Annotated in this window: 9 protein-coding genes; 3 read left to right on the top strand and 6 right to left on the bottom strand. The window is 71.8% G+C overall.

The window, feature by feature from the left end:
• Positions 1 to 31 precede the first annotated feature (31 nt).
• On the bottom strand, positions 32 to 970 hold the full coding sequence (locus PUR53_RS41995) for a proteasome assembly chaperone family protein (protein ID WP_329899072.1): 939 nt from the start codon (positions 968 to 970) through the stop codon (positions 32 to 34).
• A 169-nt stretch (positions 971 to 1,139) separates the two neighbouring features.
• Positions 1,140 to 2,636: a 30S ribosomal protein S1 gene (gene rpsA / locus PUR53_RS41990; RefSeq protein WP_086800035.1), complete on the bottom strand. Its 1,497-nt coding sequence runs from the start codon at positions 2,634 to 2,636 to the stop codon at positions 1,140 to 1,142.
• A gap of 316 nt (positions 2,637 to 2,952) precedes the next feature.
• On the opposite strand from rpsA, the gene PUR53_RS41985 reads away from it, so the two are divergent.
• On the top strand, positions 2,953 to 3,870 hold the full coding sequence (locus tag PUR53_RS41985; RefSeq protein ID WP_329899071.1) for a class I SAM-dependent methyltransferase: 918 nt from the start codon (positions 2,953 to 2,955) through the stop codon (positions 3,868 to 3,870).
• Between the two features lie 25 nt (positions 3,871 to 3,895).
• A complete protein-coding gene (gene hrpB, locus PUR53_RS41980) occupies positions 3,896 to 6,475 on the top strand; it encodes an ATP-dependent helicase HrpB (RefSeq protein ID WP_329899070.1) in 2,580 nt (859 codons plus the stop codon).
• Here the strand turns inward: hrpB and PUR53_RS41975 are convergent.
• The 3 genes from PUR53_RS41975 to PUR53_RS41965 form a co-directional block, all read right to left on the bottom strand.
• Positions 6,465 to 7,457 (bottom strand): DUF3068 domain-containing protein, encoded by a 993-nt coding sequence (locus PUR53_RS41975; protein ID WP_329912065.1) that lies wholly within the window; start codon positions 7,455 to 7,457, stop codon positions 6,465 to 6,467. The genes hrpB and PUR53_RS41975 overlap by 11 nt on opposite strands.
• A gap of 22 nt (positions 7,458 to 7,479) precedes the next feature.
• Positions 7,480 to 7,614, bottom strand: a complete 135-nt coding sequence (locus tag PUR53_RS41970; RefSeq protein ID WP_107072277.1) for an SPW_0924 family protein — start codon at positions 7,612 to 7,614, stop codon at positions 7,480 to 7,482.
• A gap of 161 nt (positions 7,615 to 7,775) precedes the next feature.
• On the bottom strand, positions 7,776 to 9,560 hold the full coding sequence (locus tag PUR53_RS41965) for a lytic transglycosylase domain-containing protein (RefSeq protein WP_329912064.1): 1,785 nt from the start codon (positions 9,558 to 9,560) through the stop codon (positions 7,776 to 7,778).
• Between the two features lie 377 nt (positions 9,561 to 9,937).
• Between PUR53_RS41965 and PUR53_RS41960 the strand changes: the two genes are divergently transcribed.
• A complete protein-coding gene (locus tag PUR53_RS41960; protein WP_329912063.1) occupies positions 9,938 to 10,789 on the top strand; it encodes a DUF4184 family protein in 852 nt (283 codons plus the stop codon).
• A gap of 501 nt (positions 10,790 to 11,290) precedes the next feature.
• On the opposite strand, the gene polA is transcribed toward PUR53_RS41960, so the two are convergent.
• A complete protein-coding gene (gene polA, locus PUR53_RS41955) occupies positions 11,291 to 14,017 on the bottom strand; it encodes a DNA polymerase I (RefSeq protein ID WP_329899066.1) in 2,727 nt (908 codons plus the stop codon).
• Positions 14,018 to 14,037: the final 20 nt, after the last annotated feature.

Here is a 14,037-nt window from a genome sequence, read left to right as displayed (position 1 = left end):
TGAAGAGCGGACCCGGGCGGGCTCGGCCGGCTCAGCCCTCGCCCTCCCGCTCCGCCAGGAACTTCTCGAACTCCCGCCCGATCTCGTCGGCGGAGGGGATGTCGACGGGCTCGGCGAGCATGTTGCCCCGCGTCTCGGCGCCCGCGGCGGCGTCGTACTGGTGCTCCAGGCCCTGCACGAGAGCGAGCAGTTCCTCGTCGCCCTCCCGGATCTGCCGGTCGATCTCCGTCTGCGTGCGGTGCGCCTCGGTGCGCAGGGCGTGGGCGACGGTGGGCAGCACCAGTCCGGTGGCGGCCGTGACGGCCTCCAGGACGGTCAGTGCGGCGTCCGGGTAGGGCGAGCGGGCGATGTAGTGCGGGACGTGTGCGGCGACGCCCAGCACGTCGTGTCCGGCCTCCATGAGGCGGTACTCCACCAGGGACTCGGCGCTGCCGGGCACCTGCGCCTCCTCGAAGGGGCTGCGGTGGCCGGGGACGAGCTCGGCCCGGTTGCCGTGCGGGGTGAGGCCGACCGGGCGGGTGTGCGGGACGCCCATGGGGATGCCGTGGAAGTTCACCGAGAGGCGGACACCGAGGCGCTCCACGATCTGCCGGACGGCGGCGGCGAAGCGCTCCCACTCCACGTCCGGCTCGGGGCCCGACAGCAGCAGGAACGGCGCTCCGGTGGTGTCCTGGACGAGCCGCACCTCCAGGGCCGGCACCTCGTAGTCGCTCCAGCGGTCGCGCTTGAACGTCAGCAGCGGGCGGCGGGCGCGGTAGTCCACGAGCCGGTCGTGGTCGAAGCGGGCCACCACCTGGTGGGGCAGCGAGCCGAGGAGCCGTTCGACGATCTGGTCGCCCGTCTCACCCGCGTCGATGTATCCGTCGAAGTGGTAGAGCATGACAAGTCCCGCCGACTCCTGGGCGAGTGCCATGTCGACGACTGCCAGGCCCTTCGGCTCCCATGCGTACAAACCCTGCGGATCAAGCACTGTGACCGCTCCTCCTCGTGTTCGTACTGCACAACGCGGGGCGGAGGCCCGGCATTCCCGGGAAGGTGAACACCTCGGCGGGGACGTCCAGTTCATGACGCACCTCGGGCCCGCGTCCAGGAAGGACGCGGGCCCGAGGTGTTATCGGCTAACGCTCAGCCGTGGGCGTTCAGCTCTGGCCGCCGGCCAGCTTCTCGCGGAGGGCCGCCAGGGCCTCGTCCGAAGCCAGGGCACCGGAGGTGTCCGCACCCTCGGAGGAGTAGGAGCCACCACCCGCGGCCGGAGCCGCACCCGCGGCGTCGCCGCCCTCGGCCGCGGCAGCGGCGTCGGCCTCGCGGGACTTGATGACCTGGGCCTGGTGCTGCTCGAAGCGCTGCTGCGCCTCGGCGTACTGGCCCTCCCAAGCCTCGCGCTGGGTCTCGTAGCCCTCGAGCCAGTCGTTGGTCTCGGGGTCGAAGCCCTCGGGGTAGATGTAGTTGCCCTGGTCGTCGTAGGACGCGGCCATGCCGTACAGGGTCGGGTCGAACTCGACCGAGGCCGGGTCCGAACCGAAGGACTCGTTGGCCTGCTTCAGCGAGAGGCTGATGCGACGACGCTCGAGGTCGATGTCGATGACCTTGACGAAGATCTCGTCGTTGACCTGGACGACCTGCTCCGGGATCTCCACGTGGCGCTCGGCCAGCTCGGAGATGTGGACCAGACCCTCGATGCCCTCGTCCACGCGGACGAACGCACCGAACGGAACCAGCTTGGTGACCTTACCCGGGACGACCTGACCGATCTGGTGGGTCCGGGCGAACTGCTGCCACGGGTCTTCCTGGGTCGCCTTCAGCGACAGGGAGACGCGCTCGCGGTCCATGTCGACGTCGAGGACCTCGACCGTGACCTCCTGGCCGACCTCGACGACCTCGGAGGGGTGGTCGATGTGCTTCCAGGACAGCTCGGAGACGTGGACCAGACCGTCGACGCCACCCAGGTCCACGAAGGCACCGAAGTTGACGATCGAGGAGACCACGCCGGAGCGGACCTGACCCTTCTGGAGGGTCGTGAGGAACGTCTGGCGGACCTCGGACTGGGTCTGCTCCAGCCAGGCACGGCGGGACAGGACCACGTTGTTGCGGTTCTTGTCCAGCTCGATGATCTTCGCCTCGAGCTCCTTGCCCACGTAGGGCTGGAGGTCGCGGACACGGCGCATCTCGACGAGGGAGGCCGGCAGGAAGCCACGGAGGCCGATGTCGAGGATGAGACCACCCTTGACGACCTCGATGACGGTACCGGTGACGATGCCGTCCTCTTCCTTGATCTTCTCGATGGTGCCCCAGGCACGCTCGTACTGGGCGCGCTTCTTCGAGAGGATCAGGCGGCCTTCCTTGTCCTCCTTCTGGAGAACAAGGGCCTCGATCTCGTCGCCGACCTTGACGACCTCGTTCGGGTCGACGTCGTGCTTGATCGAGAGCTCGCGGCTCGGGATGACACCTTCGGTCTTGTAACCGATGTCGAGCAGGACCTCGTCCCGGTCGACCTTCACGATGACGCCGTCGACGATGTCGCCGTCGTTGAAGTACTTGATCGTCTCGTCGATCGCGGCGAGGAAGGCTTCCTCGTTACCGATGTCGTTGACCGCTACCTGCGGGGTGGTGGCGGTGGTCTCGGTGCTGCTCGTCATGTGGGAAAGGGCTCCGGTACGGACAGTGAGTCGTAGGTACTGCTACGCCGGGAGCCCGTATCGCTCTGAAGAAGCCGGACAGCCAAGGAAGCGCCCCATGACGAAAAGCCGGTGGCGCCTCGAAAACCGAGGGGACATACAACAGATGCGAGCGCAGCCTGCTACGTCTGAGGTGCGCAGGCCCGCAGCGCAACTTGTAGCATACGGGGGCAGCCAGGCAGGGTCAATGCGCGAAGGCGCACACCCGGGGCGGAACGCCGCATACCCGGCACAAAACCTGTCCCTTGAGGCCACGCAGGCCTGGGAGACCCCTTTCGTGTCACCGCCGGAGCGGGTCGCGGCACGCAGGTTACGGAAGAGTACGACGAGGGAGCCGATCATCCAAGAGCCCGAAGTCCACGAAGCCGCCGGGGCCCACGAGGCGTCCGGTGCCACCGGGACCGACGAACCGGAGGCCACCCGCCGCGACGCCGGGATGACGGAGAGTTCCCGGGCCAACCGGGGCTGGTGGGACCGGAACGCCGACGACTACCAGGTCGAGCACGGCACGTTCCTCGGCGACGACCGATTCGTGTGGGGCCCGGAAGGGCTCGACGAGATCGAGGCGGAGCTGCTGGGGCCGCCGGAGGAGCTGAAGGGCAAGGACGTCCTGGAGATCGGAGCCGGTGCCGCGCAGTGCGCGCGCTGGCTGGCCGCCCAGGGCGCCCGTCCGGTGGCCCTGGACCTCTCCCACCGCCAGCTGCAGCACGCGCTGCGCATCGGCGGGTCCTTCCCCCTGGTGTGCGCCGACGCCGGCGATCTGCCGTTCGCCGACGCCTCCTTCGACCTGGCGTGCTCGGCGTACGGGGCGCTGCCCTTCGTCGCCGACCCGGTGCGGGTGCTGCGGGAGGTCCGCCGCGTCCTGCGCCCCGGGGGCCGTTTCGTCTTCTCGGTGACCCATCCGATCCGCTGGGCCTTCCCCGACGAGCCCGGCCCGGAGGGGCTGTCCGTCTCCGGCTCCTACTTCGACCGCACGCCGTACGTCGAGCAGGACGAGACGGGGAACGCGGTCTACGTCGAGCATCACCGCACGGTCGGCGACCGCGTCCGGGACGTCGTCGCGGCGGGCTTCCGCCTGGTCGACCTGGTCGAGCCGGAGTGGCCCGCCTGGAACACCTCCGAGTGGGGCGGCTGGTCCCCGCTGCGCGGCAACCTGATCCCGGGGACGGCGATCTTCGTGTGCGAGCGGGACTGAGTCGGGCAGGCGACACACTGGGGGCGTGATCCGTTACGACGCCCTGGACGCGCTGCCCGTGCGCGCCGCCCTGCCCGCACTGGACGACGCCCTGGAAGCGCACGGCACCGCCGTCCTCGTCGCGCCGCCCGGGACGGGCAAGACGACGCTGGTGCCGCTCGCCCTGGCGGGCCTGTTGGGCGGCGGGCCGGTACGGCGGGTGGTCGTCGCCGAGCCGCGGCGGATCGCGGCGCGGGCGGCGGCCCGGCGGATGGCGTGGCTGCTGGGCGAGAAGGCCGGCGACAGCGTCGGCCACACGGTGCGCGGCGAACGGGTCGTGGGACCACGCACGCGCGTGGAGGTCGTCACGACCGGTGTACTGCTGCAACGGTTGCAGCGGGACCAGGAGTTGCCGGGTGTCGACGTCGTCGTGCTCGACGAGTGCCACGAGCGGCATCTGGACGCGGACACGGTCGCGGCGTTCCTGCTCGACGTGCGGGCGGCGCTGCGGCCCGAGTTGCGGCTGGTGGCGGCGTCGGCGACGACCGACGCGGAGGGCTGGGCACGGCTGTTGGGCGGGGCGCCGGTGGTCGCGGCCGAGGGGGTGTCGTACCCGGTCGAGGTGGTGTGGACGCCGCCGGCGCGTCCGGTACGGCCGCCGCACGGGATGCGGGTGGACCCGGCGGCGCTGACGCATGTCGCGTCGGTGGTGCGGCGGGCGCTGGCCGAACGCGAGGGCGACGTCCTGTGCTTCCTGCCGGGGGTGGGCGAGATCGCGCGGGTGGCGGGGCAGTTGGGCGGGCTCGGTGACGTGGACGTGCTCCAGGTGCACGGGCGGGCACCGGCCGCGGTGCAGGACGCGGTGCTGGCGGGCGGGGAGCGACGCCGGGTGGTGCTGGCGACGTCGGTGGCCGAGTCCTCGCTGACGGTGCCCGGGGTGCGGGTGGTCGTCGACTCCGGGCTCGCGCGGGAGCCGCGGGTCGACCACGCGCGGGGCCTCGGCTCGCTGACGACGGTACGGGCCTCGCAGGCGGCCGGACGGCAACGGGCCGGGCGGGCCGGGCGCGAGGCCCCGGGCGCCGTCTACCGGTGCTGGGCGGAGGCCGAGGACGCCCGTCTGCCGCGCTTCCCCTCGCCGGAGATCAAGGTGGCCGATCTGACGGCGTTCGCGTTGCAGGCGGCCTGCTGGGGCGACCCGGAGGCCACGGGGCTCGCCCTTCTGGACCCGCCGCCGGGCGGGGCGATGGCGGCGGCGCGGAACGTGCTCTCGGCGATCGGGGCGGTCGACTCCGCGGGCCACGCCACGGACCGGGGTGTACGCATGTCCCGCCTGGGCCTGCATCCCCGGCTGGCCCGGGCCCTCCTGGACGCGGCGCCGCTGGTGGGCGCCGAGCTCGCGGCGGAGGTCGTGGCGCTGCTGAGCGAGGAGCCGCCCCGGGAGTACGGCGACGACCTGCCCGCCGCGTTGCGCAGCGCCCGGCGCGGGGGCGACGCCTACGCGGCCCGCTGGCGCGCGGAAGCCCGGCGCCTGCGGACCGCATCGCCGCCCGCGCCTGCGGCGCGGCCCCTGTCCCACCCGAAACCGGCCCATGACGCCTCGCCGGGCGAACCGCGCGGGGATGCTCCGTACGGTGGGGCGGCGGCGGGTGCCGGGGGCGACCACGCGGCCGGAGTAGTGGCCGCGCTGGCGTTCCCGGAGCGGGTGGCCCGACGGGACGACGGGACGTTCCTCATGGTCTCCGGGACCCGGGCCGAGGTGTCGGAGGCGTCCGGGTTGCGCGGGGTGAGCTGGATCGCCGTCGCCGTCGCCGACCGGGCGGTGGGGAGCGGGCACGCGCGCGTGCGGCTCGGGGTCGCGATCGACGAGGGGGTCGCCCGGGAGGCGGCCGGGGGGCTGTACCGCCGGGACGAGGAGGTCGTGTGGCGGGACGGGGACGTCGTGGCGCGGCGGGTGGAGCGGCTGGGGGCCGTGGAGTTGGGGGTGCGGCCGTTGCGGGATGCGACGCCCGCACGCGTACGCCAGGCGTTGCTGGAAGGGCTGCGGGCCGAGGGGTTCGGGCTGTTGCGGTGGTCCCAGGACGCGGCAGGGCTGCGGCAGCGGCTGGCGTTCCTGAGGGGGCGGCTCGGTGAGCCGTGGCCGGACGTGTCCGACGGCGCCCTGCACGCGCGCGTGGAGGAGTGGCTGGAGCCCGAGTTGAGCCGGGCCAGGCGGCGGGCCGACCTCGCGCGGATCGATGCCGGGGAGGGGCTGAAGCGGCTGCTGCCGTGGGCCACGGGGGACGCCGTACGGCTGGACGAGCTGGCGCCCGAGCGGATCGAGGTGCCGAGCGGTTCGCGGATCCGGGTGGACTACTCGCGGCCAGAACAGCCGGTGCTGGCGGTGAAGTTGCAGGAGATGTTCGGGCTGCGGGAGTCGCCCGTGCTGGCCGGGGTGCCTGTGCTGGTACACCTGCTGTCCCCCGCCGGGCGGCCCGCCGCCGTCACCGCCGACCTCGCCTCGTTCTGGCGGGACGGGTACCGGGCCGTGCGGGCGGAACTGCGCGGGCGGTATCCGAAGCATCCGTGGCCGGAGGACCCGGCGACGGCGGAGCCCACCCGGTACACCAACGCGCGGCTCAGGCGCTGACCGGCTCGGACGCCGGGGGCTTACTGGCCTCCGGTTCGCCGGGCCTGCGGCCGCGGGCCTCGACGTAGAGGGCGAGGGCGAGGAGCAGCAGGCCGAGGCCCAGGAATCCCCAGGGGAGGTAGGAGGTCATGAGCAGGACGAGCAGGCGCTGGGACTTGACCAGGTCGACGGTGTGCTCGATGTAGTCCTCGCGCATCTTCACGTGCCCGGCGAAGGCGGTCACCTTCTCGCGGTCGCCCAGGAGCGTGCCGCCGCGGAGTTCCTCCTTGTGGATCTCCTCGCCGTAGACGGGGGCTCCGGTGACGGGTTCCACCCAGAACTTGCGGACCGTGGTGTACCAGCGGGTCGTGCCCGTCGGGGCGACCGTCTCCCGGGTGATCCCCTCGACGGGCATGACGCGGGGGAAGGGCACCTCGGTCCACGGGATGGTCTGTTCGAAGTAGTAGACCTCGACGCCGCGGAAGTCCTGGGTGCCCTTGTAGTGGATGGGGGCGGTGATCCTGGCCTGGGCGTCGAAGTACTCGTAGTCCCTCTTCTCCGTGAGGAAGGGCCATTTGAATTCCAGGCCCTGGCGTTTCACGGGGTCGCCGTCGACCATCTCGCCCTTGGCGTGGACGGGTTCCTGGGTGTGGGCGTCGAAGATGTAGCGCTCGGGGATACGGGAGACCATCTCGCCGTCGGGGCCCTGGACGTACGACAGGCCGTCCCAGACGACGACGTCCCGGTCGGTCGTCCTCTCGATCTCCTCGGAGGCCTCCACGTTGCCCTTGAGGGTCTGCACGATGGTGACCTTCGGCACCGTACGGGCGGTCATCGTGGCGTAGTCGAGCAGAGTGGCGTCCTTGGCCTCCAGGACCATGTCCTGGTACTGGTTCGCCGGGATCTTGGCCAGGTTCGGGAAGGCGTACCAGCGCAGCAGTGGGGACAGCGCGGTGAAGAACACGGCGAGCGCGAGCAGGATCAGACCGGCCCTACGGCGCATCTCGGGCCTCCCTCCCTGGCGGTCATGGATGTGCGGGGACCGTCGTCAGCAGTGGCTTCGGGGACGTCTTCCCCGTCGGTGAGCCCAGCGCGGTGAGCGTGAACACCAGGGCGAAGGCGAGGGCGAGACCGGTCGCGGCGGCGATCAGGGCGCGCATACGGACCTCCCGACTACGGGCCCCAGAACGGGAACTGATAGTTCGTCAGATCCGGCACCGTAGCAACGGGCGGGCGAGATGAGAACACGTCGCGCACACACGATGGCGGCGCCCCTCCTCCGGGAGGGGCGCCGCCGTGGCCGTGGGACGACCGATCAGGTCTAGGACTCGCTGGGGCTGGGCGTCGCCGGCTCGGTCGTGCCGGTCGACTCCGTCGGTCCGGTCGGCTCCGTCGTCCCGGCCGGGGCCTCCACCTTCAGTTCGAGCGTGAGGGTCGCGCCGCCCTCGGTCTCGATGCGGAGCAGGAACGTGCCGACGGTGTCGTCCGCGTGGAGCTTCGGGAGCTTGAGCAGACCGTCGGCGTCGGTCTCCAGGGCGGTCAGGGTGCGCACGGGGTTGCCCGCCGCGTCCTCGAAGTAGGGGCCCTTGTCGTTCGCGGTGGGGTCGAGGACGGACTTGATCAGGGTCGCCTTGACGGCGACCTTGTCCGCGACCTCGCCCCGGTAGGTGGCCTTGAGCCCGACCTGCTCGGCGAACTCGCCGTTCGTCACGCAGGTCAGCGCGGCCGTGCCGACGCGGGCGAGGGCGTCGGCCCGGCGGGCGGTGACGGTGACCTTGTGATCGAGGGCGGTCACGGAGCGGCCCACGACGGTGGACCGGACCGTGACGGTGCCGGTCTTCTCACCGGCCACGAGCGCCGGGGCGGTGGCCTTGCCCACGCTGTCGGTGATGACGACCGCCACCTTCTCGCCGCCGACGAACGTGGTGTCGGTGTCGCCCACGACGGTGAAGCGGACCCGGACCTTCGCGACGGCCTTGCCGTCCTTGGTCTCGGTGCGGGTGGCGAGCTTGCCGGTGAAGGTGTCCCCGGCCATGGCCGTGAGGTTGGACGCGCCCGCGTTCTCCAGGTGGTGCACGGTGTCCGTGGGGGTGGGCGGCGTCGAGGGCGGCGGTGTGGTGGTGGGCGGCTTCGGGGTGCTGCCACCACCGCCCGGCTCGTTGGTGCCCGGCTTCCCCGGCTTGGACGGATTCGACGGCTTGGGGCTGGGGCTCGTCGTGGAGCCGCCGCCGTTGCGGCCACCGCTGTTGCCGCTGCCGGTGTTGTTGCTGTTGCCGCCGCTCGGCGTCTGGGGCAGGGAGCCGGTGCCGTCCGGGATCTCGTGGGTGCCCTTGCGGTAGTGCTCCAGCCACCTCATGACGGTGTTGTAGTACTCCGTCGAGTTGTTGTAGCTGAGGATCGCGCTGCGCAGGTTGGCGTCGTTCGACAGATCCCAGTCGAAGCGGCACAGGTAGTGGCCGGCGGCGAGGGCGGCGTCGTAGATGTTGTTGGGGTCCTTGGCACCGTCGTCGTTGCCGTCGCGGCCCGCCCACTCCCAGGTGGAGGGGATGAACTGCATCGGGCCGACCGCGCGGTCGTGCGTGCGGTCGTCGTCGTAGGCACCGTCGTCGGTGTCGCTGATGTTCGCGAAGCCGTTGCCGTTGAGCGGGGGGCCGAGGATCTTCTTGCCGGTCGTCGTGCCCTCGGCGTCGACCCGACCGCCGCTCGCCTGGCCGGACTCGACCTTGCCGATGGCGGCGAGGAGTTGCCAGGGCAGGTTGCAGCCGGGCTTGGACTCGCGCAGGGACGCCTCGGCCTGCTTGTAAGCATCGAGGACGGTCGCGGGTATGCCGCGCTCGGAGCCGGTGGTGCCCGAGGTGTCGCCCGTGCCCGTCGTCGGGGTGGGGCTGTCGAGGGGCGGAAGGTCCGTGTAGTACCGCGAGTTGCCGGTGGCGGTGTCGTCGGCCTGGGTGCTCATCTCCGGTGAGGGCGAGCCCGTGGTCTGTCTGCCCGCGCCGTCGGTGGTCACTCCCGGGGCCTGCGAGGCGGCCATCGCCGCCACGGTGGCCGCGGCCAGGACGGTGGTGGCCGCCCCCTTGCGGAGCCTCAAACCGAACTGCGCCGCCATTGAGTGAACCCCTCCCGGTGGCCGAACGCCTTGGCGTTCTTCCCGTCTCGTGATGTCTCGGGCATTTCTTCCGGTTTCGCCGGACCGGCTTTCCCTGCCCAGGTACACCGACTCCGAAGTTCCGGTCTTGGTTGCCCTGTTCCGGCATTCCTTTTCCCGAACTCCGGCGACCACCGCGCCGACCGGCACGACGGCCCAGGCGACCCTACGACAACTTCCGCCGCCCGGACACCCGTTCGTGCCCGATATTCACCGATTGGCCTTATCGGTTTGCTGTCTGTGGGCGTCCTCCTTGGGGCGGCTCCCTTGTCGCGCATACTGGCGACCGGTCATCGCCGGGCGATCCGTCCGGCCAAAGTCCGTCACAGGGGGACGACTTGCCCTTCACGCTCAGCCATGCGGCCGCCGTACTGCCCGCCCTGCGGGGGAACGGCACCGGACGCGGCCCTCTGGTGCCCTCGGTGCTCGTGGCCGGTTCGTTCGCGCCCGACATGACCTACTACGCGGCGAGTGTGCTGCCGGAGGCCATGGAGTTCGGCGATGTCACGCACTCCTTCGCCGGGGTCTTCACCGTCGACGTGCTCGTCACCTGGGCCTTGGTCGGGCTGTGGCTGGTGCTCCGGGAGCCGGTGGTGGCGCTGCTGCCGAGACGGCGGCAGGGGAGGGTGGCCGCGCTGGTGCGGTGCGGGACGGGGGCGCGGCCGTTCAGCTCTTCGGTGGCGCTGTGGTGGTACGTCTCGGCCGCCCTCGGTTCGTTGACCCATGTGGTGTGGGACGCGTTCACGCATCTCGACCGGTGGGGGATGCGGCTCTTCCCCGTCCTCGGCGAGGAGATCGCGGGCTCGCCGCTCTACTGGTACCTCCAGTACGGGGGCTCGGCGGTCGCGGCCGTCGTGCTCGTCGTCTTCGTCGTGCGGGCGCTGCGCCGGCAGCCGGTGGGCGAGCCCGTGGGCGTGCCGGTGCTCTCCTCGGCCGACCGGTGGGTGGCGGGCGTCGTCATCGGTGGCTGCGCGCTGGTCGCGGCGGTGCAGCGGGTGGCCCGGTGGTGGGCGCACTGGGGGGCGGTCGCCAAGCCGTACGAGGTGATCCCGACGGTGTGCTTCGGGGCGGGCGCCGGGCTGGTGGTCGGTGTGATCCTCTACGGGGTCGGGGTCAGGGTGCGGCGCCCGGCTCCTGCCGTTGCGGCGCCCGCAGTCGACGCGGAGGCGGACAGTTCGGTCCGCCGCTGAGTGCCGGGCGCCGGGGTGGGGCTCCGCGGGGGATGCGGGGTCTGGCGGCGCGGGGGGCGTAGGGCGGGACGTGGCCGAGGAGGGCCGCGAGGGGGTGGGTCAGCGGCCAGGGGTAGAGGCTGTGCGGCCGCCGGACGCGGGGGCGGGTCCAGGGGCCCCGGGTGAGGCGGGATCGCACCCCTGACAGGCGGGTGGCAGCTGTCGCTGTACGACGGCGGAGCGTGCGTATGCCCATGCGGGCATCCTTACGGCTGCGCTCCGCTGGGGGCGCGGTGGTGGGGGCCGGTCGGGTGAGTGCGGGGGTTTGTGGGGCCGCGTTCGGGTGCGGGTCCGGTGGGGGCTGGTCGCGCAGTTCCCCGCGCCCCTGAAAAGCAGGGGCTGCGCCCCGTGCTTTTCGGCCCGAAAGGCCGGAGGCCTTTCAGGGGCGCGGGGAACTGCGCGAGAAGCCCCACCGGAGCCGCACCCGACAACGCACCCCGCACCCCACCCCACCTCCGTCGGCTAGTGCGCCGCCGACTCCCAGTCCGGGCCGTGGCCCACCGAGACGTCCAGGGGGGCCAGCAGATGGACTGCGTTGGACATTTCGTGGCGGAGGAGTTGTTCGGTGCGTTCGCGTTCACCGGGGGCGATCTCCAGGACGATTTCGTCGTGGACCTGGAGGAGCATGCGGGAGGCGAGGCCCGCCTCGTCCAGCGCGCGGCCGACGTTGAGCATCGCGATCTTGACGATGTCGGCCGCGGTGCCCTGGATCGGCGCGTTCAGAGCCATCCGCTCGGCGGCCTCGCGACGCTGACGGTTGTCGCTGTTGAGGTCCGGGAGGTAGCGGCGGCGGCCGAACAACGTCGCCGTGTAGCCCGTGGCCCGGGCCTCGTCCACGACCCGGCGCAGATAGTCCCGCACCCCGCCGAACCGCTCGAAGTACGCGTCCATCAGGGCCCGCGCCTCGCCCGCCTCGATGTTCAGCTGCTGGGAAAGACCGAACGCGGACAGCCCGTAGGCCAGGCCGTACGACATCGCCTTGATCTTGCGGCGCATCTCCGCGTCGACGGCGGACTGCTCGACGCCGAACACCTGCGCGGCTGCCGTGGTGTGCAGGTCCTCGCCGGAGGTGAACGCCTCGATCAGGCCCGCGTCCTCGGAGAGGTGGGCCATGACGCGCAGTTCGATCTGGCTGTAGTCCGCCGTCATCAGCGACTCGAACCCCTCGCCGACGACGAAGCCGCGGCGGATGGCCCGGCCCTCGTCGGTGCGGACGGGGATGTTCTGCAGGTTCGGGTCGACGGAGGAGAGACGGCCCGTGGCGGCGACCGTCTGGTTGAAGGTGGTGTGGATCCGGCCGTCCGCGGCGATCATCTTGATCAGGCCCTCGACGGTGACCCGGAGCCTCGCCTGCTCGCGGTGCCGGAGCATGATGACCGGCAGTTCGTTGTCCGTCTGGCCCGCCAGCCAGGCGAGGGCGTCCGCGTCCGTGGTGTAGCCCGTCTTCGTGCGCTTGGTCTTGGGCAGCCCCAGCTCGCCGAAGAGGACCTCCTGGAGCTGCTTGGGCGAGCCCAGGTTGAACTCGTGCCCCGCCGCCGCGTGCGCCTCCTTCACCGCCTGCTGGACGGCGCCCGCGAACATCTGCTCCATGGTCTCCAGGTGCGCCCGGTCCGCCGCGATGCCGTGGCGCTCCATCCGGGCCAGCAGCGCGGAGGTGGGCAGCTCCACGTCACGCAGCAGCTCCGCCGCGCCGACCTCCTCCAGCCGCTCCCCGAAGGCCTCGCCGAGGTCGAGGATCGCGCGGGCCTGCACCATCAGCGCGTCGGCCTCGGCGCCCTCGTCCGCGCCGAAGGCCAGCTGGCCGTCGGCCGTGGCGGCGGGCGCCAGCTCGCGCCCCAGGTACTCCAGGGAGAGCGCGTCCAGGTCGAAGGAGCGGCGGCCCGGCTTGACCAGATAGGCGGCCAGCGCGGTGTCCATGGAGACGCCGTCCACGCTCCAGCCGTGCTCGGCGAAGACCCGCATCGCGGCCTTGGCGTTGTGGAACACCTTCGGCCGGGCGATGTCGGCGAGCCAGGTCGTCCACGCCGTCTCGTCGGTCTCGTCCAGCTGCGTCGGGTCGAACCAGGCGGCCGCTCCCCCGGCGGCGGCGAGAGCGACCTCGGCGACCGAGCCGGTGCCGAGCGCCCAGGTGTCGACCGTGGCGACGCCGAGGACGTCCGTGCCGTGCTCGGTGAGCCAGGGGGCCAGCTCGCCGGAGGCGAGGACCGTGCCGTCCACCGCGACGCCGGGGGCGGCCGGCGAGGCGGCGTCGGATTCCTCGGCGCCCGGGTCGACGGCGAGCAGGCGCTCGCGCAGCGAGGGGTTGCGGATCTCCAGGGTGTCCAGGACCATCGCGACGGCCTTGCGGTCGTACGCGGCGCGCTCCAGGTCGCCCACGCCCTTGGGGAGTTCGACCGTGCGGACCATCTCGGTGAGGCGGCGGTTGAGCTTGACGGCGTCCAGGTGGTCGCGGAGGTTCTGCCCGGCCTTGCCCTTGACCTCCTCGACGCGCTCGACGAGATCCGCGAACGAACCGAACTGGTTGATCCACTTCGCGGCGGTCTTCTCGCCGACGCCGGGGATGCCGGGGAGGTTGTCGGACGGGTCGCCGCGCAGGGCCGCGAAGTCCGGGTACTGGGCCGGGGTGAGGCCGTACTTCTCGAACACCTTCTCCGGGGTGAACCGGGTCAGCTCCGAGACGCCCTTCGTCGGGTAGAGCACGGTGGTGTGCTCGCTGACGAGCTGGAAGGAGTCACGGTCGCCGGTGACGATGAGGACCTCGAAGCCCTCGGCCTCGGCCTGGGTGGCGAGGGTGGCGATGACATCGTCGGCCTCGAAGCCGTCGACGGCGAAGCGGACGGCGTGCATCGCGTCGAGCAGCTCACCGATCAGCTCGACCTGGCCCTTGAACTCGTCCGGGGTCTTCGAGCGGTTCGCCTTGTACTCGGTGAACTCCTCCGAGCGCCAGGTCTTGCGGGAGACGTCGAACGCGACCGCGAAGTGGGTGGGGGCCTCGTCGCGCAGGGTGTTCGCCAGCATCGACGCGAAGCCGTAGATCGCGTTGGTCGGCTGGCCCGTCGCCGTCGTGAAGTTCTCCGCGGGCAGCGCGAAGAACGCGCGGTAGGCCAGCGAGTGCCCGTCCATGAGCATGAGCCGGGGACGGCTGCCGCCGGAGGTGCTGTCGGTCTTCTTCGATCCTGTCTCTGCCACGCCCCCGATCCTGCCACGTA

The sequence above is a fragment of the Streptomyces sp. SP18BB07 genome (assembly GCF_036322545.1).
GTDB lineage: Bacteria > Actinomycetota > Actinomycetes > Streptomycetales > Streptomycetaceae > Streptomyces > Streptomyces deccanensis.
Note: the sequence above shows the minus strand (reverse complement) of the source record. Positions and strands in the feature narration are given on the sequence as shown.